The organism is Brevibacterium litoralis, from assembly GCF_040212315.1.
Lineage (GTDB): Bacteria > Actinomycetota > Actinomycetes > Actinomycetales > Brevibacteriaceae > Brevibacterium > Brevibacterium litoralis.
Window position 1 is genome coordinate 65,235 of the sequence record NZ_JBDIUY010000032.1, and the last position, 17,862, is coordinate 83,096.

A 17,862-nucleotide genomic window follows, 5' to 3' on the forward strand; every position below is an offset into this window, starting at 1 on the left:
TGACCGCGTCCGAGCGCCGTGCCCGGGAGGGCACCCGGGAACGACGGAGGCCCGGAACTCGCGATGAGTTCCGGGCCTTCCATCCTGCTCTGTCACAGGAATCCGGTGGAGGTAAGGGGATTCGAACCCCTGACCTTCTCCATGCCATGGAGACGCGCTACCAACTGCGCCATACCCCCGTATGTGGTTGTCGCCCCGTCAGGAGCGCCGTTCCCGTGGGAACGAGACCCAACTCTAGACCGACCACCCGGACCTGAGCAAATCGAGGAGGATGTTCCCGCAGGTGACGTCACTCACCCCATCTACTGCGCACCCTCCTCGGTCCACTCCCCGGTTGCCAGGAACCGCTCCAGGCGCTCCCGGTGCGGCGCGAGGTCGAGGCCCTGCTCCGCGACCCACTGATCGGAGTAGTACGTGTGCGCGTACCGGGCACCCCCGTCGCACACGAGAGTGACGACGGAGCCCGTCTCACCGCGGGCACGCATCTCGGCGATCACCCGGAACGCACCGCCCAGATTGGTGCCCGTCGACCCGCCGACCCAGTGCTGTGTGTGTTCGCGCAGGAGGCGGATCGCGGCGATCGACTCGGCATCGGGCACCGGGTACATCCGGTCGACGACGCCGGGCACGAAGGAGGGCTCCATCCGCGGCCGGCCGATCCCCTCGATCCGGCTCGACCGGCCCGTCGCGTGGGTCCGGTCGCCGGTGCGCCATCCCTCGTGGAAGGCCGAGTTCTCGGGGTCCACGACGGCGATCCGGGTGTCGTGCCGGTGGTACCGGACATACCGGCCGAAGGTCGCCGAGGTGCCCCCGGTCCCCGCCCCCACGACGATCCACCTCGGCTCGGGGTGCCGTTCCAGGCGCATCTGTGCGAAGACGCTCTCGGCGATGTTGTTGTTCCCCCGCCAGTCCGTCGCCCGCTCGGCGTCGGTGAACTGGTCGAGATAGTGCCCACCGGACTCCCGCGCCAGCCGTTCGGCCTCCGGGTACATGTCGGTCGGACTGTCGACGAAATGACAGCGGCCACCGTAGAACTCGATGAGTTCGATCTTCTCCCGGCTCGTCGACCGCGGCACCACCGTGACGAAGTCGAGGCCGAGCATCCGAGCGAAGTACGCCTCGCTCACCGCCGTCGACCCGCTGGAGGCCTCGACGAGCACCGTATCCGGTCCGATGTGCCCGTTCACCAGGCCGTACAGGATGAGGGACCGGGCAAGCCGATGCTTGAGCGATCCGGTCGGGTGCACCGATTCGTCCTTGAGGTACAGGTCGATCCCCCACTCGGCGGGCAGCGGGAACACGTGCAGGTGCGTGTCGGCGCTCCGGTTGGCGTCGGCGTCGAGCAGTCGGACGGCTTCGTTCACCCAGCGGCGGCGTTCGGACATGCCCACCACCCTAGTGAACACGGCGGTGATCCACCCAGCGCGCTCCCCCGGTCGCCGACTAGGCTGCACCGATGTGAACCCCCGCACCCCCACCCGCGCCGACCTCGCCGTCCACCTGCCCGACGGCACCCCGGTGCCCACCGCCACGTGGCGGTACCCCGTGCAGGCCGCGGTCGAGGCGTCCCGACCCCTCCTCCTCGTGCACGGTTTCCGGGGGGACCACCACGGCATGGACCTCATCGCCCGGGACGTCCGCGACCGCGAAGTGTGGGTGCCGGATCTCCCGGGTTTCGGGGCGACTCCCCCGCCGGGCGGCCGGGAAATGGACCTGGAAACCTACGTGGAGTGGCTCGACGGGGTGGTCGCGAGGATCGAGTCCGTCACGGGACGCCGCCCCTTCGTCGCCGGGCACTCCTTCGGATCGATCCTCGTCGCCCACCGGGCCGCGCGATTACAGGAGGACGGACTCGGGGACCCGATCGCGCTCCTCAACCCCATCACCGCCCCGGCGCTCGAGGGTCCCTCGAAGGTGTGGACACGCGCGGCGGTCGCCTACTACCGCGTCTCCGCGCGGCTGCCCGAACGTCTGGGCGACGCCGTGCTGCGTCACCCCTTGATCGTGCGGGTCATGAGCGAGGTGATGGCGACGACCGGCGACCGCATGCTGCGGCGCTACATCCACGACCAGCACGCCCGGTACTTCTCGACCTATGCGGACCGGGAGTCCCTCGCGCAGGCCTTCCGTACCTCGGTGTCGCACACGACGACGGAAATGGCCGCACGTCTGCACCGTCCGGTGCTCGTGGTGAACGGGGCCCGGGACACGATCGCCACCCCCGAGGCGACGGCGGCCTTCGTCGCCGCTCTCCCCGCGGGCACGGAGGTGACCCACCAGGTCCTCGACGGGGTGGGCCACCTGCTCCACTACGAACGGCCGCTCCAGACGGCCACGGTCCTCGACGAGTTCTTCCGCCGGTTCGACCGGCCACGCTGACGACGCGGTGACGACGCGGTGACGACGCGGTGACGATTCGAGGACGAGGGAGTTCCCGGGCGACGATCCGGACATGAAATCACGGCGTCCGTCGCTCATCACGTGTGTCGAAACACGTGATCAGCGACGGACGCCGTGACCCCGGTGCGGCGGACGTCACAGCGGTGGGGTGCCGGGGTTCGGGCGGCAGGAGTCACAGCCCGGCGTCGTCCTCCGGGTACCGGGGCTCCGCCAGACGGTTGGGCTTCGTGCCCCGCCACACGGGCGCGCCGGAGACGTACACCGAGCGCGAGAGCACGTTCGTCGCCACCGAGGACACGATGATGAGCGACAGTACCGCGACGACGGCCATCACCAGGCGGGTCAGGCCGAACCCGTCGGTGACGAAGGTGTGCGCGTACACCCCGACGACCACGAGCGGCATGCCGAGCCCGGTGGCCGGCGAGAACACGTTGATCCGGGACAGTGCGTCGGGCGCGCGGAACATCGCCACGGCACAGGCGAGCATGACGAGTCCACCGGACAGGACTCCGAGAGCGGTGACGATGTTCGCCAGGAGGATCCAGGTCTCCATCAGCGGTGCCCCCTCGTCTGGATACGGGACAGGGCCACCGTGGACAGGATGCCCAACAGGGAGGCCAGGAAGATGACGTCGAGCGCGATCGTCATGTCCGCGAACACGGCCATGATCGCGATGACGGCCACGGCACAGAAGTACACGAGGTCACCGACGATCGCCCGCGTGCCGTTGTCCTTGGCAGTGAGCACCCGCACGAGGCCGAGCACCACGGCCGCCGCGCACAGGCCCACGCCGATCCACAGGATGATCGTCATCGGTCCTCACGTCCTTCCGTCGAATCGTGACCGGGCCCGGCACCGAGCGCCGCGGGCAACCGGTCCGGGGCGTGCCCGCGGAACATCCGCAACAGGCGGTCCTCCATGTCCATGAGGCCGTCGAGGGCCTCCTGCTCGGTGTCGGCGAACATCGAGTGGACGAACAGGGCCGGGCGACGGCCGGTGGCGTCACCGGCGGCCATCGCGACGACGAGCGTGCCCGGGGTGATCGTGATCGACGAGGCGAACACCGTCGCCTCGAGATCCGTCTCGCAGCGCAGCGGCAGCTCGACGATCATCGGGTGTCCGTAGTCGCCGGAGCGGAACAGGTTCCGCACGATGTCGCCGGTACCGGAGACGATCTCCTTGCCGATCCACGCGCAGTAACCGATGAGTCGGAACGGGTTGATCATGAGCCGAGCACCGCCTCGATGTAGGGAGCGGAATCGAGCAGGGAGGTCGCCGCGTCACCGGACAGCGCCATGAGCGGTTCGGCCCACAGGAACAGGCCGACCGACAGCCCGATCATCACGGTGCCGGGCAGCAGCAGGCGCACCGGGACCCGGACGTCGTCCGGCAGTGTCGTGGCCGGCTGGCGCCCCATCACCGCGGAGTCCGGGTGGTAGGTCTTCATCGGTGCACCCCAGAAGGTGTTCGACCACAGCCGTTGGAGGGCCAGCAGGGTGATGATCGAGCCGATCACGACGACACCGAGGACCGTCCAGCCGACGAGGCCGCCGGTGGCCGAGGCCGCGGTCATGAGGCCGATCTTGCCCCACAGACCGGAGGTCGGGGGCAGCCCGACGAGGGAGAACAAGCCGAGGACCATGAGGACCGCCGCCCATTTTTCGCGCGCCACCAGACCCGAGAGCTTGCGGTAGGAGCCGGTGCCGTACACCTGTTCGACCGCTCCGATGGTGAGCAGCAGACCGGCCATCGTGAGGATGTGGTGGAGCATGTAGAAGATGCCCGCCTGGAGCGCGGCCGCGGAGACGAGGACGACACCGATGAGGATGTGCCCCACGCCGGAGGTCATCTGCAGGGCGAGCACGTTGCGCACCCGCGCCTCGCCGAAGCAACTGAGCGCGGCGACGAGGATCGTGACGACGACGATCACGAGGAGGACCGAGGTGAAGGGCGCCTCGTCGCCAAAGATCGTCACGTAGGTGCGGTAGAAGGCGTAGAGACCGACCTTCGTGAGCAGACCGGAGAAGGTCGCCATCATGCCCGCCGAGGTGAACGGGTAGCTGCGGACCAGCCAACCGTGCACCGGGGCGGCACCTGCCTTCACGAGGAAGGCCGTGAGGACAACGCCGAGGGCCAGTGCGCCGTCGGGTCCGAGCAGACCGTCGGTGCGCATCTGTGCGAGCACCGCGATGTTCACGGTCCCGAGGGTGGCGTAGACGTAGCCGACGCCGATGAGCAGGATCGTCGAGGTCGTGAGGTTGACGATCACGAACATCCGGCCGACACCCAGGCGGCGCCAGGTACCCGTCACCGCGATGAGTGCATAGGACGGGAGGACCATGACCTCGACGAACACGAAGAGGTTGAAGAGGTCCGCGGTGAGGATCGACCCGTAGACACCGGCGAGCATCATGAGCACGAGGGCCGGGACGAACCGGTACTGGTCCTCTCCGGTGACCATGAGGAACCACGCGCACACGAGTGCCGCGAACGAACACACGACGAGCATGAGCGCCGAGAGCGTGTCCGAGGCGAAGGCGATCGCGATCCCGTCGACGAAGCCGCCGACGGCGTGGCCGATGACCGGTTCGGTCCGGTGCGTCACCAGCAGCCACACGCCTGCCAGTCCGACGAACATCGGGACGAGGAGCAGGAGCGTGCGGTCGAGCCACCGCTGGTGGACGAGCGCGCTGAGGCCACTGGCCGCCAGCGGGACGCCCGGGAGGAGAAGGAGGAGTGCGTCGTTCACTGTTCGTGTCCCTCCCCCGTCTCCGGAGTCCTGTACTGGTCGTCGTCGTGGCCGAGCACCGCGAGGGCGAGCATGAAGATCGTCACCGCCAGCGAGATGACGATCGCGGTGAGGACGAAGGCCTGGGGCAGCGGGTCCGCCGCGAGGTCCACGGCCGTCCGTCCGTCGATGGGTTCACCCCGCCAGGCGCCGACCCCGGCGGCCAGGAGGGTGAAGTTCGCCGCGTGCGACAGGAGCGTGAGACCGAAGACGGTCCGCACCATCGAGCGCTGCAGCATGAGGTAGACACCGCCGGCCGTGAGGACGGCGATGGTGATCGAGAGGATCATTCGCCGCGCTCCTTCGGCTCGACTCCGGAGTACAGGTGGCGGGATTGACGGCCCCACCGGGCACGGGTCTTCACAGTGGCTCGTACTTCCTCCGTGGGTCGTTCCCCACGGGTCGCGTCGAGAGGTCCGGTGAGCTCGCCGTGGACCATCTCGTCGACACGTTCACGGGTGAGTTCGTGGTGGCCGTCGTGGCTGCGGGTCTCCTCGACGTCGCGATAGATGGTGCCCTCCAGCAGGACGTCCGTCCCCGCCGGGGTGAACGCGTTGTCCGAGGTGCCCAGCAGGTTGAACGAGGCGAGGATCATGCCGATGACGGCCATGTAGACACCGACGTCGAAGATCATCGAGGTCGACACGTAGATGTCGCCCACGTAGCCGTGCAGCGGCTCGAGGAAGGAACCGGCGGCCACGAGTCCCAGGAACCCGGAAGCCACGGCGACGAGGACGCCGCCACCGATGAGGAGGACCGGCAGGCGGGCCGGACCCACCGGACGGTCGGTCGAGGTCGACATGTAGAGCAGACCGATGACCGAGGAGGCGATGAGGGCGGCGATGAAGCCACCGCCGGGCTCGTTGTGGCCGCGCCAGAACACGAGCACCGAGGTGATCGCCAGGATCGGCGCGAGCAGTCGGACCGTCAGCTGCATGGGGATCATGTTCGCCCAGGCGGTGAAGGCCGCCCGGTGCGCCGTCGACCCCGCGGGACGCAGGACCACCCAGGGCTTGCGCGGGACGTCCGGGATCTCGCCGGCGGGTGGGTCGATGAACCGGTCGCGGATCGAGGACAGGATCGCGACGATCGCGATGCCGGCCATCCCGAGCACGGTGAGCTCACCGAGGGTGTCGAGCGCACGGAACTCGACGAGGATGACGTTGACGATGTTGTGACCTCCGGTCACCTCGTAGGTCTCCTCGAGGTAGTACATCGCGACCTCGGACCGCTCGCGTCGACCGGTGAGCGCCCAGGCGCCGGCGCCGGCCGCCAGGCCCACGAGGACCGCGAAGATCCCGCGTCCCAGCTGCTTGCCGCGCGGATACCGCCAGAAGGTCCGCGGCAGTTTCTGAGAGACGAGCATGATGACGATGATCGACATCGCCTCGACGAGCAGCTGCGTGAGCGTCACGTCGGGGGCGCCGAGTGCGATGATCTGCACCGTCACGAGGATGCCGACCGCCGACAGGGCGACCGTGGCCCCCATGCGCGACCGGTTGAAGCAGGTGGCGAGCACCGCGAAGGTGATGAGCACGAGCAGCACGAGATCGATGGGCCGCGACAGGTCGGCCTGCTGGGCCGGCAGCCCCGGTCCGGCGAGGATCGACGCGACGCCACCGAGGAGCACGACGGCGAACAGGCCGAGCATCATGACGAGGTGGGGAGCCGCCCGGACGGGCTGGACCGCACGGGCCAGCAGCCCACCGATGCGTTCGAGTCCCCGGGTCACCGCGTTGATCACGTCGGCACCGTCGAAGGGCAGGGTCGCGCGGACGAAGAACTCCCAGGCCTGCCTGCGCAGCAGGATGATGACGATCCCGACGGCGATGATGCACGCGCTCGCGAGCAGCTCGACGGTGAAACCGTGCCACAGCATGAAGTGCGGGTGAGGGTCGGTGCCCGGCAGCGCCGCCTTCACGCCCGGCACGACGAGGTGCTCGAGATCGTAGAGGAGGAAGGCGAGCGGGACCGAGGCGAGGATCGGCAGAGCGGAGAAGGTGAACATCACCTTGTCCGTGTGGCCCAGGCCCTCACCGGCGCCCTCGGGCGACCGCGGATCCGGACCGTCGACGAAGGTGCCGAAGACGATCTTGGCGCAGTACGCGAAGGTGAGGACGGAGGCTGCCGCACCGGCGACGAGCGCCAGCGGTCCCGTCCAGGCCGGGCCGGGCGCCTCGCCGAGCGCCATGAGCACCGTCTCCTTCGAGGCGAAGCCCAGCAGCGGCGGGATGCCCGCCATCGAGGCGGTGCCGACGATCGTCACGACGAACGGCAGGGGTGCCACGCGCATGAGGGCCGGGAAACGGCGGAAGTCGCGCGTGTGGGCGATATGGTCGACGACGCCGATCATCATGAACAGGCCCGACTTGAACAGGGCGTGCGCGATGACGTGCAGGAGTGCGGCTGCCAGGGCGAGTTCGGTCCCGACGCCGATCGTCGCGACGATGAGGCCGAGCTGGCTCACCGTCGAGTAGGCCATGAGCTTCTTGAGGTCGTGCTGGTTGAGTGCGAACCATCCGCCGAGTGCACAGGTGAGGAGCCCGGCGACGATGAGCAGACCGTTCCAGGCGGCCACGTCGTGGAAGACGGGGCTGAACCGGATGAGCAGGAAGATACCGGCCTTCACGACGGCCGCGGCGTGCAGGTAGGCGCTCACCGGGGTCGCGGCGGCCATGGCGTCCGGCAGCCAGGAGTGGAAGGGGAACTGTGCGGACTTCGACATCGCGGCGAGGGCGACGAGCACGGCGATGACGGTCGTGAGACCGGGGTTCGCCGCCCAGGCATCCGACGCGAAGGCCTCCCGGACACCGGTGGTACCGGTGAGCGCGACGATGAGGCCGATCGCGACGAGCAGGAACAGGCCGCCGATGAAGGTCATGAGCATCGTGCGGAAGGACGGGGCCTCGCCCTCGGAGCCCGACCGCGCGATGAGCGCGAAGGAGGCGAGCGAGGTGAGTTCCCAGCACAGGAAGAGGACGAACAGATCGTCGGTGAGGACCAGACCGACCATCGCGAACGTGAAGGTGGTGATGAGCCAGTAGAAGCTCATCGAACCGCCGTGCGCCAGGTAGGCCGTCGAGTAGAACAGGACGAAGGCACCGATGATCAGCGCGATGAGCGTGAACACGACGCCGATCCCGTCGGCGACGAAGGCGAGGTCCACGCCGAGACTGGGCAACCAGCTCACGGTCGAGGAGACCGGATGGCCGTGGAGGACACCGTCGACCGCCGGCCAGAACAGCGCGGTGGCGACCAGGTACCCGGCACCGAGCACCCAGCCCGCGTGACGGTCCATCACCCGCACGAGCACCGGGGTGAGGACGACGAGGAGGCCGAGGACGGCCAGGGTCAGGGGAATCGTCACGGGGCCACCTCCCCACCGCGTCCACCGGATGCACCACGGTGCACGTCACCCCGGACGGCACCGTCCACCGCGCCCTCGCCCGGATCCGACCGGTAGGGCATCTCGTCCGGTGGAACCGTCGGTTCTCCCGTGCGGGTGGACTGGGGCATCCGATCACGGCGGCGGGACATCATGCCCCCGGATCTTACCGACCGGGAACCAACCGTGAAAATCTGGTGAACGTCCCGAACGACCTATTACATGCGCCCGTGCGGGCGGCGGATGCGACCTCCGTCACAGCCGCGCGGGGTGCCGCTCCCCGGGCCCTAGGCTGGTGGTGTGAAGCTCTTCTTCGACGCCCGGTTCACGCGGACCACACACCACGACGGCATCTCACGATACGGCGCGGAACTGCTGCGTGCGCTGCTCGCCCGGACCGCGGCGCACGGCCCGGACCCCGATGTCGAGGTCACTGCGATCGTCCACGATCCCGCACAGCTGGACATGCTGCCCGCCGTCGACCACGTGTACGCGAACGATCCGGTCTCGGTCCGCGAGCCCTTCGTCGCGCGTACCCTCAACCGCCACTGCCCCGATGTCGTCTTCTCGACGATGCAGGTGATGGGGTCCGCCGGCCGGGACTACGGGCTGATCCTCACGCTCCACGACCTCATCTACTACGCGCACCCACGCCCCCCGGCCGACCTCCCGGCCCTCGTCCGCGGCGCCTGGCGTCTGTACCACCGCGCCTACTGGCCGCAGCGCCTGCTGCTCGACCGGGCCGACGCCGTCGTCGCCGTCTCGGAGACCACCCGCGACCTGATCCGCACCCACCGGCTCACCCGCCGCGACGTTTACGTCGTCACGAACGCCGCCCGTCCGGTCGACCCGCTCCCGAGGCGCCCGTCCGGCCACGACGCCCGTTCCCTCGTGTACATGGGTGCCTTCCTGCCCTACAAGAACGTCGAGGCGGTGATCCGGGCCCTCGAGCACCTCCCGGGATACACGCTGCACCTGGCGAGTCGGATCGCACCGGAACGGGAGAGGGACCTCCGGGCGCTCGTGCCCGACCACGCGCGGGTCGTCTTCCACCACGGGGTGTCCGACACGAAGTACCACCGGCTGCTCGATTCGGCGACCGCGCTCGTCACGGCCTCGCTCGACGAGGGGTTCGGACTGCCCGTCGTCGAGGCGCTCGCCCGTGGACTCCCCGTGGCCGTCTCCGATCTGCCGATCTTCCGGGAGCTCGCCGAGGGCACGGCGGAGTTCTTCGACCCCCACGATCCGCGGGACGTCGCCCGGGCGGTGCGGACCCTGGAGGACCCGACCACCTGGGTGGAGAGGGCCGGGCGCGCCCCGGACACGGCCGGGCGGTTCTCCTGGGACGCCTCGGCCGCGGCACTCGTCGACGTGGCCCGCGAGATCCACGCGAAGCGCAGCGCCGGGCACCCCTGAAACGCCGGACCCCCGCCCCACTGCTCAGGTTTCCTGAGTGTGGAGGCGGGGGTACAAGGCGGAGGAGCGAAGACGTACGGGGGTTTGGTACTTCGAGCGACGAGAACGCAGGCGAGGTGCCCGTATCGTGTCTCAGGCGACGGCGCCGGGGTCTTCGCCGGCGGACCAATGACGCAACACCCAGGTGCCGCGGCGGGGCGTGAGGACGCCGTATCCGCAGTTGGTCATGACGCCCAGGTGTCCGGTGTCGTCGGTGCCCAGGCCCAGGAGCGCCTCGGCGGCACCGCGGAGGACGGCCCCGTGGGCGACGACGGCGACCGTCTCGTCCTCGCCGGCGTCGGCGACGATCTCCCGGATCGCGGCGACGACACGGGCCGTCGACTCGGTGCGGCTCTCGCCGCCGGGAGGACGGACGTCCTGGCCGGTGTTCCACGCCTCCAGTTGGTCGGGCCAGCGGGCGCCGACCTCCTCCCGCGTGAGGTCCTCCCAGTCACCGACGCTCAGCTCGCGCAGGTGTGGGTTCTCGTGCACCGGCAGGCCGGTGACGTCCGCGAGTGCCTGGGCGGTGGTGCGCGCCCGGGTGAGGTCCGAGGAGTGGATGGAGTCGATGCCGAAGGCCGCGACGACGGGGGCCGTGGCCGCCGCCTGGGCACGGCCGGTGGCGTTGAGCGGGACGTCGACCTGCCCCTGGAAGCGGCCGGCCTTGTTGTAGTCCGTCTGGCCGTGGCGCCACAGGACGAGCTGGGCGACCATCAGACCTCCCCGGTCCCGGCGGCCTCGCCCGGTTCCGCCGGGAGCTTCAGGTCGACGACCGGGCAGTCCTTCCACAGGGACTCGAGCTGGTAGAACTCGCGGTCCTCCTGGTGGAAGACGTGGACCACGAGGTCACCGAAGTCGAGGAGGACCCACCGTCCCCCACCACGACCTTCGCGGCGCACCGGCTTCACCTCGTGTTCGAGGAACAGCTTCTCCTCGACCTCGCCGACGATCGCATTCACCTGACGTTCGTTGCTCGCCGAGGCGACGACGAAGACCTCCGTGACGTAGAGCTGGTCGCTCACGTCGAGGCCGACGATCTCGGTGCCCTGCAGGTCCGAGGCGGCCAGGGCCGCGGACCGGGCGAGGGCGAGGGTTTCTTCGGTTGCCGTCACAGGCGTCCTTCCGGGAGGAATTCGGGGGTGGGGTGGATCAGAAGATGAGGACGAGCGCGATGATGATGAGCACCACCGCGACGAGTGCGGTGCCACCCAGCAGGACGTAGGGCAGGGTCGAGGGCGAGTCACCGACGAGGATGTCCCCGTCCTGCTGCGTGACGTCCCGGGCCGGCACCGGCGGGTTCGGGGCGTCCGCGACCTCGTCGCCGAACTCCTTCGTCCCACCGACCGGAGCCTGCCGTCCGGTGTCCTTGTCGACGACCGTGATGCCGTCGGTCCGGGGCGGCACGACGACGGGGGCACGGCGGGCCGGCGCGGTCTTCGGACCGGAGTCCTCGCTCGTGGCCGCCTGCCGACGCGCGGTGAAGTCCGTCGGGTCGACGGTCGGGGTCAGCTGGGTGGGCGGTGTCGGGTCGGTCCCCGCCGTGGGAGGCTCAGGCTTCTTCCCGGCGGCCTTCTGACCGGTGTCGGGCTTCTGGCCGCTGTCGATATTCTGCGTGCCGGGTTTGCCGGGCTTCTTGCCCGCTCCCTGCTTCTTCTCCCCGGCCTGCGCCGGCGAGTCGGCCTGCGCAGTACCCTCCGGCTTCGTGGAGGCGTCGACCTTCGCCGTGGTGTCCGGCTTCGCGGGAGCCGCCTTCGCTGGGGCCGCCTTCGCGTCCTTCGACCGTGCACCGACGCCGGTGGTCGGGGCGCTCGGAGCACCCGCCGTCGAGGCGCCCTGCCCGGGCTTCGCCGCCGGACGTGCCGGAACATGCGTGGGAGCTCCGGGGGCGGCCCCGGAGCCCGACTTCGCGGTGTCGGTGGCCGACTTCGCGGGCTCGGCCTCGGTGGGTTCGCTCGTGGTGGGCGCGGCCTTCGCGGGCCGGCCCTTCGCCGGTGCGGCCTGCGGAGCGTCCGTCCCGGTCGTGGTCGGACCGGACGCGGGTTTCGCCGGCGCCGTGCTCTCGGCGGGCTGCGCGGCGGCCGGACCGGACTTCGCCGTGCCCTTCTCCTTCCGGGGGCCCTCGGACTTCGCACCGGCCTTCTTCCCACCGGGTGCCGCGGTCGTCGACGGCTCGGTGGTCTTGGACGACGTGGAGGTCTTCGACGGCGCAGTGGACTTGGCCGACTCGGCGGACTTGGCCGATTCGGCGGACTTGGCCGACTCGGAAGCCGAGGACTGCGGCCCCCTCGGCGGAGTCGGGGCCGGACCGAGGTCCTGGGCCTCGGGCACGATGAGTTGTTCGCCGGTCGCGGGGTCGACGTCGACCGGGGCGGGCAGCAGTCCGTGCTTCCGCATGTAGCGCCGCCGCTCGGCACGCGAGGAGAAGTGCGGGAGCTCCTCGGCCGGGGGCTCCTGGGTCGGGACCGGACCGGTCGCGTTCGCAGAGGGGGCATCGGGACCGCCGGCGGCGCTCGACGCGGTGGTGGCTTCGTCGGCGGCCGGAGCACCCTGCGTGGCAGCCGTGTCCGGACCTGCAGGGGCGTCCGCAGTGGCGGGCGCCTCGGGCGTGGTCGGGGCCGCGGGCGCAGAGGTGGAAGTGTCTGTGGACCCCGCAGCAGGGCCGGAGGAGGGGTCCTGGTTGGCCCCGGAGGCCCCGGTCCCGGCCGCGCGGGCCTCCGCGGCCTCCCGGGCCCGACGCTCTGCCTCGCGCCGTTCCTTGCGTGTCATGAACTGCTGCTCAGCCATGCTCACTTCCTGTACAACTCGTGTTTGGCGATGTACTGCACCACACCGTCCGGGACCAGGTACCAGACGGGGAGACCGTCCTGCACCCGGGTCCGGCAGTCCGTGGAGGAGATCGCGAGCGCCGGGATCTGCAGCAGGCTGACGTTCTCCGTCGGGAGACCGTCGACCGTCATGTCGTGCCCGGGTCGTGTCACCCCCACGAAGTGGGCCATGGAGAACATCTCCTCGACGTTCTTCCAGTCGATGATCTGCGTGAGTGCGTCCGCACCCGTGATGAAGAAGAGTTCCGTGTCCTCACCGTACAGTTCCCGCAGGTCCCGCAGGGTGTCCACCGTGTAGGTCTCCCCCGGGCGGTCGACGTCGACCCGAGAGACGGTGAACCGCGGGTTCGAGGCGGTCGCGACGACCGTCATGAGGTACCGGTGCTCCGGATCGCTCACGGCCCGGCCCACCTTGTGGTAGGGACGTCCGGTGGGGACGAAGACCACCTCGTCGAGCGCGAACTTGGCCGCCACCTCACTGGCGGCGACAAGGTGGCCGTTGTGGATGGGGTCGAAGGTGCCGCCCATGACACCGACCCGGCGGGTTACGAAACTCATGTGTGGGAGGTGCCGGTGGTCGCGGCACGGGTGGACACCGTGCCCCGACCACCGGCGGACCGTCACTGGTGACGGTGTCCGATGCCCTTCCACGACATGGTCACGAACATGAGCATGAGCAGGATGGCGAAGGCCATGAGGCCGTACCAGATGGGCGCCATCGGGAGCTCATTCACGATGTGGTGCTCCTCCGCCTGTGCCATGAGCGTCGTGATCTTCACGCGGTTCTCCGTTCACTGGTCGTCGACGGCCCGGTATGGGCCCCGACGTGGTCGTTCGTTGTCGGTACGGGGTTCAGTCTACGTGGCCTCAGGGACGGATCTGACCGTCGCCACGCATGATCCACTTGGTCGTGGTGAGCGCCGGGAGACCCATCGGTCCGCGGGCGTGCAGCTTCTGGGTGGAGATGCCGACCTCCGCCCCGAGGCCGTACTCGCCGCCGTCGGTGAACCGGGTGGAGACGTTCACGCCCACCGCCGCCGCGTCGATCGACTGCACGAACCGGTCCGCGCGGGACAGGTCGTTCGTGACGATCACCTCGGTGTGACCCGAGGAGTAGGTGCGGATGTGGTCGATCGCCTCGTCGAGATCGCGCACGATCTTCACGGCGAGTTCGAGGGCCAGGTACTCCGTGGAGAAGTCGGCCTCGGCGATCTCGGCCACCTGCATGTCCTTCGGCGCGTAGCGCGTGACGTCCTCCCCCGCATGGGCGAGCACGTCCTTGTCGCGCAGGCGCTCCAGGATCGCCGGGAGGACGGTCGGTGCCGCGTCCTCGTGGACGAGCAGGGTCTCCAGGGCGTTGCACACGCTCACGCGGTGCGTCTTCGAGTTCACAGCGAGCTCGGTGGCCATCTCCAGCGGCGCCGAGGCGTCGATGTACATGTGCACGTTGCCCACACCGGTCTCGATGACCGGCACGATCGACTCGTGCACGACCGTCTGGATGAGGTCGGCGCCACCGCGCGGGATGAGGATGTCGACGTGGTCGCGAGCGGCCATGAGCACCTTCGTGCCCTCGCGGCCGAACTCGTCGATCCCGGCGACGATGTCCGCCGGCAGACCGACAGAGGTGACGGCCTCGCGGAGCAGGCCGATGAGGAGCGTGTTCGAGGACTTCGCCGCGCTGCCGCCGCGCAGCACCACGGCGTTGCCGCTCTTCAGCGCCAGGCACGCGATGTCGATGGTGACGTTGGGGCGGGCCTCGTAGATGGCGCCGACCACACCCATGGGCACACGCTCCTGCTGGAGCCGGATACCGTTGGGCAGCGTCTTGCCCAGCACGATGTCGCCGACGGGGTCGGGCAGTCCGATGATCTCCCGGACGGCACCGGCGATCGCCCGGATGCGGTCCTCGGTGAGGGTGAGGCGGTCGATGAGCCCCTCGGCGGTGCCGTTGTCGCGGGCCCGGCTGATGTCCTCACCGTTGGCGGCGATGATCTGCGCGATGTTCGCCTCGAGTGCGGTGGCGATGGCCTCGAGGGCCTCGTTCTTCAGCGCCGCCGAGGCGGCCGCGATGCCGGTCGAGGCGGTCTTCGCGGCCGTGACGACGGCGGTGACGCCCTCGTGGACGTCGGCGGAGACTGCGGGAGTGGTGGTCGTGGCGGTCATGATCGTTCCTTGCCTTCCTGCGCGGTGCGCGGGTGATTCCTGTCGATCGTCGACGGCGGGCCTGCACGGCCCACCGGGGACGGATCAGAACACCGCGTCCGTGAGCATGAGGTCGTTGCGATGGACGACTTCCTTGACGAAATCCTCCCCGAACTTCTCCTCGAGTTCCTCGGTCGTGAGACCGAACATGCTCGGGAGTTCGTCGGCGGAGAAGTTGACGAGACCACGGGCGAACTGTTCGCCCTGCGGTCCCACGATGTCGACGGGGTCACCGGCGTCGAAGTCGCCCTCGATGCCGGTGACACCGACCGCGAGCAGCGAGGTGCCGCGGCGCGAGAGTGCCTTGACCGCGCCGGCGTCGACTCGGATGGTGCCGACCGGCTTGGCCAGGTGGCCGATCCACAGCACCCGCTTGGAGCGGCGCTTGTGGGTGACACCGAAGTAGGTACCGATCTCGTCGCCGTCGAGGGCCGCCTCGACGTTGGCCGCCGAGGTGAGCACCGTCGGGATGCCGGAGTCCGCGGCCATCGTGGCGGCCTGGACCTTGGTCTCCATGCCACCGGTCCCGGTGCCGGCCGCGCCGGTCCCGCCGATGCCGTAATCCTCCAGGGCCTCCCGGTTCTCGACGAAGTCGACGACCTGGGCGCCGGGAGTACCGGGAGGTGCCGTGTAGAGCGCGGGCACGTCCGAGAGGAGCACGAGGGCGTCGGCGTGCGTGAGGTGGGCGACGAGCGCCGCCAGCCGGTCGTTGTCGCCGAAGCGGATCTCACTCGTGGCGACGGCGTCGTTCTCGTTGACGATCGGGAACATGTCGAGCGAGAGCAGACGCTCGATCGCTCGCTGGGCGTTGCGGTAGTGGGTGCGACGGTTGAGGTCGTCGGCGGTGAGCAGCACCTGGGCGGGCACCACGTCGTGCACCCGCATGGCGTCCCAGTAGGCGGCCATGACGAGACCCTGGCCGACGGCGGCGGCGGCCTGCTTGGTCGCCAGGTCACCCGGCCGCTCGGCAAGGCCCATGGGGTCCAGACCGGCCGCGACCGCCCCGGAGGACACGAGGATGACCTCGTGGCCCGCGGCACGGTGCCGGGCGAGCGCGTCCGCCAGGCGGACGAGATTCTCCTTGTCGAGACCTCCCTCGACGGTCGTGAGGGAGGACGATCCGATCTTCACCACCACTCGTCGTGCATCGGCGACGGTGGACCGTGCCCGCTTGAGGGCGGGTACGGCGGGGGAATCGGACGAAGTCATTGGTTCCTCTCGGTAGGGGACGTCGACTGCTGTGCGGCCAACCGTTCGGCCTCGAGCTCGGCACGGGCGGCCGCCTTCGCGTCCATCCGGTCGTGGAAGGCGGCCTTGCGCTCCTTGCGGGTCGCACGGCCGGTGTCCTCCAGTCGCAGGTCCGTGCCGCGGGAGCCCAGGAGCTCCGCGCCGCCGACCATGGTCGGGTCCCAGTCGAAGAGCACTCCGTCCTCGCCGGGACCGATCACGACCGTAACACCGGGGGTGGCACCCGCCTTGAAGAGTGCCTCCTCGACGCCCAGTCGCTCGAGTCGGTCGCCCAGGTAGCCGACCGCCTCGTCGTTGTTGAAATCCGTCTGCACGACCCAGCGTTCCGGCTTCTCGCCGACGATCCGGTAGATCTCGCCCTCCGGCGAGTCCTCCTTGACGATCCGGAACGGGGTCGCGTCGACCGCCTGCGGCCGCAGCACGATCCGCTGCGGCTGCTCCGGGGCGGCCTCCCGGCGGGCGCGCTCGGACTCGACCAGCTCGGCCATCGCGAAGGACAGTTCGCGCAGGCCGGCGTGGGAGACCGCGGAGATCTCGAAGACGCGGTAGCCCGCCTCCTCCAGCTCCGGACGCACCATCGCGGCGAGTTCCTTGCCGTCGGGGTCGTCGATCTTGTTGAGCGCCACGAGCTTGGGACGCTCGGTGAGCGGAGGCAGGTCCCCGACGGCGTCGACGACGTCGACCGCGTAGGAGGCGAGCTCCTCCTCGATGATCCGCAGGTCGCTCACGGGGTCGCGGGTCGTGTCCCACGTCGCGGTGTCGATCACGTGCACGAGGGCCGCGCACCGCTCGACGTGCCGCAGGAACTCCAGTCCCAGGCCCTTGCCCTCCGAGGCGCCGGGGATGAGGCCGGGGACGTCCGCCACGGTGTAGCGGGTCCCGCCGGCCTCGACGACACCGAGATTGGGCACGAGCGTGGTGAAAGGGTAGTCGGCGATCTTGGGCCGGGCCGCCGACAGCGCGGCGATGAGGCTCGACTTGCCCGCCGAGGGGAAACCGACGAAGGCGATGTCGGCGATCGTCTTGACCTCGAGGACGAGGTCCCGGGTCTCCCCCGGGGTGCCGAGGAGGGCGAAGCCGGGGGCCTTCCGCTTGGGACCGGACAGGGCGGCGTTGCCGAGGCCACCCCGACCGCCCTCGGCCGCGACGAACTCGGTGCCGACTCCCACGAGATCGGCGAGCACCTCACCGTCGGTCGTCTTCACGACGGTGCCGTCGGGCACGGGCAGGACGAGGTCCTCGCCACGCAGGCCGTGGCGCAGGTCGCCCTTGCCGATCCCGCCGGCGTCGGCGCGGCGATGGGGGCTGCGCTGATAGGGCAGCAGGGTGGTGATCTGGTCGTCGACGCGCAGGATCACGCTGCCGCCGTCGCCCCCGTTGGCGCCGTCGGGTCCGGCCAGGGGCTTGAACTTCTCCCGGCGGATGGACACACAGCCGTCGCCGCCGTCCCCGGCGGACACGTGGAGGACGACGCGGTCGATGAATTCTGTTGCCAAGGAGGAGTTTCCTTCCGCTCGGTGTCGCCCGGGGACAGTCTACGCGCCGGACGTCCCACA

Annotated in this window: 17 protein-coding genes and 1 tRNA gene; 2 read left to right on the top strand and 16 right to left on the bottom strand. The window is 69.8% G+C overall.

The genetic code is table 11. The features are described from left to right. Positions 1-106 precede the first annotated feature (106 nt). Together AAD496_RS11440 and cds1 are read right to left on the bottom strand one after the other, a co-directional pair. Positions 107-179: transfer RNA gene (locus AAD496_RS11440), tRNA-Ala, on the bottom strand. 123 nt (positions 180-302) lie between these two features. After that, positions 303-1,385 carry an L-cysteine desulfhydrase Cds1 gene (gene cds1 / locus AAD496_RS11445; protein ID WP_349828881.1) on the bottom strand — a complete coding sequence of 361 codons (1,083 nt, stop codon included), beginning with the start codon at positions 1,383-1,385 and terminating at the stop codon, positions 303-305. A gap of 73 nt (positions 1,386-1,458) precedes the next feature. On the opposite strand from cds1, the gene AAD496_RS11450 reads away from it, so the two are divergent. Beyond that, positions 1,459-2,379 carry an alpha/beta fold hydrolase gene (locus AAD496_RS11450; protein ID WP_349828883.1) on the top strand — a complete coding sequence of 307 codons (921 nt, stop codon included), beginning with the start codon at positions 1,459-1,461 and terminating at the stop codon, positions 2,377-2,379. Between the two features lie 193 nt (positions 2,380-2,572). Here the strand turns inward: AAD496_RS11450 and AAD496_RS11455 are convergent, their stop codons facing one another. From AAD496_RS11455 to AAD496_RS11480, 6 genes are read right to left on the bottom strand one after another with little or no spacing between them, the layout of a single operon-like run. After that, positions 2,573-2,953 carry a cation:proton antiporter gene (locus AAD496_RS11455; protein ID WP_349828884.1) on the bottom strand — a complete coding sequence of 127 codons (381 nt, stop codon included), beginning with the start codon at positions 2,951-2,953 and terminating at the stop codon, positions 2,573-2,575. Further along, positions 2,953-3,213 (bottom strand): monovalent cation/H+ antiporter complex subunit F, encoded by a 261-nt coding sequence (locus AAD496_RS11460; protein ID WP_349828885.1) that lies wholly within the window; start codon positions 3,211-3,213, stop codon positions 2,953-2,955. Before AAD496_RS11460 ends, AAD496_RS11455 begins: the two co-directional genes overlap by 1 nt. Further along, positions 3,210-3,626 carry a Na+/H+ antiporter subunit E gene (locus tag AAD496_RS11465; RefSeq protein ID WP_349828886.1) on the bottom strand — a complete coding sequence of 139 codons (417 nt, stop codon included), beginning with the start codon at positions 3,624-3,626 and terminating at the stop codon, positions 3,210-3,212. Before AAD496_RS11465 ends, AAD496_RS11460 begins: the two co-directional genes overlap by 4 nt. Further along, entirely contained in the window at positions 3,623-5,149 is a 1,527-nt protein-coding gene (locus AAD496_RS11470; protein WP_349828888.1) for a proton-conducting transporter transmembrane domain-containing protein, read from the bottom strand. The genes AAD496_RS11465 and AAD496_RS11470 overlap by 4 nt, the downstream gene beginning before the upstream one ends. Next, positions 5,146-5,478 (bottom strand): sodium:proton antiporter, encoded by a 333-nt coding sequence (locus AAD496_RS11475; RefSeq protein ID WP_349828889.1) that lies wholly within the window; start codon positions 5,476-5,478, stop codon positions 5,146-5,148. Before AAD496_RS11475 ends, AAD496_RS11470 begins: the two co-directional genes overlap by 4 nt. After that, positions 5,475-8,549: a DUF4040 family protein gene (locus AAD496_RS11480; RefSeq protein WP_433913762.1), complete on the bottom strand. Its 3,075-nt coding sequence runs from the start codon at positions 8,547-8,549 to the stop codon at positions 5,475-5,477. Before AAD496_RS11480 ends, AAD496_RS11475 begins: the two co-directional genes overlap by 4 nt. Before the next feature lie 324 nt (positions 8,550-8,873). Here AAD496_RS11480 and AAD496_RS11485 point away from each other — a divergent pair, with 324 nt between their 5' ends. Further along, on the top strand, positions 8,874-9,989 hold the full coding sequence (locus AAD496_RS11485) for a glycosyltransferase family 4 protein (protein ID WP_349828891.1): 1,116 nt from the start codon (positions 8,874-8,876) through the stop codon (positions 9,987-9,989). Between the two features lie 132 nt (positions 9,990-10,121). Here the strand turns inward: AAD496_RS11485 and AAD496_RS11490 are convergent, their stop codons facing one another. The 8 genes from AAD496_RS11490 to obgE all read right to left on the bottom strand — a co-directional run bounded on the left by AAD496_RS11490 (position 10,122) and on the right by obgE (position 17,802). Beyond that, positions 10,122-10,742, bottom strand: a complete 621-nt coding sequence (locus AAD496_RS11490) for a histidine phosphatase family protein (protein WP_349828892.1) — start codon at positions 10,740-10,742, stop codon at positions 10,122-10,124. Then, on the bottom strand, positions 10,742-11,140 hold the full coding sequence (gene rsfS, locus AAD496_RS11495; protein WP_349828893.1) for a ribosome silencing factor: 399 nt from the start codon (positions 11,138-11,140) through the stop codon (positions 10,742-10,744). Before rsfS ends, AAD496_RS11490 begins: the two co-directional genes overlap by 1 nt. A gap of 37 nt (positions 11,141-11,177) precedes the next feature. Beyond that, positions 11,178-12,812, bottom strand: coding sequence for a hypothetical protein (locus tag AAD496_RS11500; RefSeq protein ID WP_349828895.1), 1,635 nt, complete (start codon positions 12,810-12,812; stop codon positions 11,178-11,180). 2 nt (positions 12,813-12,814) lie between these two features. After that, positions 12,815-13,411, bottom strand: a complete 597-nt coding sequence (gene nadD, locus AAD496_RS11505; RefSeq protein WP_349828896.1) for a nicotinate-nucleotide adenylyltransferase — start codon at positions 13,409-13,411, stop codon at positions 12,815-12,817. A 62-nt stretch (positions 13,412-13,473) separates the two neighbouring features. Beyond that, positions 13,474-13,632 carry a hypothetical protein gene (locus tag AAD496_RS11510; protein WP_349828897.1) on the bottom strand — a complete coding sequence of 53 codons (159 nt, stop codon included), beginning with the start codon at positions 13,630-13,632 and terminating at the stop codon, positions 13,474-13,476. Between the two features lie 88 nt (positions 13,633-13,720). Continuing rightward, positions 13,721-15,019: a glutamate-5-semialdehyde dehydrogenase gene (locus AAD496_RS11515; RefSeq protein ID WP_349828898.1), complete on the bottom strand. Its 1,299-nt coding sequence runs from the start codon at positions 15,017-15,019 to the stop codon at positions 13,721-13,723. 84 nt (positions 15,020-15,103) lie between these two features. Continuing rightward, a complete protein-coding gene (proB, locus tag AAD496_RS11520) occupies positions 15,104-16,267 on the bottom strand; it encodes a glutamate 5-kinase (protein WP_349828899.1) in 1,164 nt (387 codons plus the stop codon). Continuing rightward, positions 16,264-17,802 carry a GTPase ObgE gene (gene obgE, locus AAD496_RS11525; RefSeq protein ID WP_349828900.1) on the bottom strand — a complete coding sequence of 513 codons (1,539 nt, stop codon included), beginning with the start codon at positions 17,800-17,802 and terminating at the stop codon, positions 16,264-16,266. Before obgE ends, proB begins: the two co-directional genes overlap by 4 nt. Between the last annotated feature and the right edge of the window lie 60 nt (positions 17,803-17,862).

Excerpts from the sequence above, each read along its gene's own strand:
- AAD496_RS11465 (WP_349828886.1), bottom strand. The coding sequence starts at position 3,626 with ATGATCAACCCGTTCCGACTCATCGGTTACTGCGCGTGGATCGGCAAG.
- AAD496_RS11500 (WP_349828895.1), bottom strand. The coding sequence starts at position 12,812 with ATGGCTGAGCAGCAGTTCATGACACGCAAGGAACGGCGCGAGGCAGAG.
- AAD496_RS11475 (WP_349828889.1), bottom strand. The coding sequence starts at position 5,478 with ATGATCCTCTCGATCACCATCGCCGTCCTCACGGCCGGCGGTGTCTAC.
- nadD (WP_349828896.1), bottom strand. The coding sequence starts at position 13,411 with ATGAGTTTCGTAACCCGCCGGGTCGGTGTCATGGGCGGCACCTTCGAC.
- proB (WP_349828899.1), bottom strand. The coding sequence starts at position 16,267 with ATGACTTCGTCCGATTCCCCCGCCGTACCCGCCCTCAAGCGGGCACGG.
- AAD496_RS11460 (WP_349828885.1), bottom strand. The coding sequence starts at position 3,213 with ATGACGATCATCCTGTGGATCGGCGTGGGCCTGTGCGCGGCGGCCGTG.
- AAD496_RS11455 (WP_349828884.1), bottom strand. The coding sequence starts at position 2,953 with ATGGAGACCTGGATCCTCCTGGCGAACATCGTCACCGCTCTCGGAGTC.
- cds1 (WP_349828881.1), bottom strand. The coding sequence starts at position 1,385 with ATGTCCGAACGCCGCCGCTGGGTGAACGAAGCCGTCCGACTGCTCGAC.
- AAD496_RS11515 (WP_349828898.1), bottom strand. The coding sequence starts at position 15,019 with ATGACCGCCACGACCACCACTCCCGCAGTCTCCGCCGACGTCCACGAG.
- AAD496_RS11490 (WP_349828892.1), bottom strand. The coding sequence starts at position 10,742 with ATGGTCGCCCAGCTCGTCCTGTGGCGCCACGGCCAGACGGACTACAAC.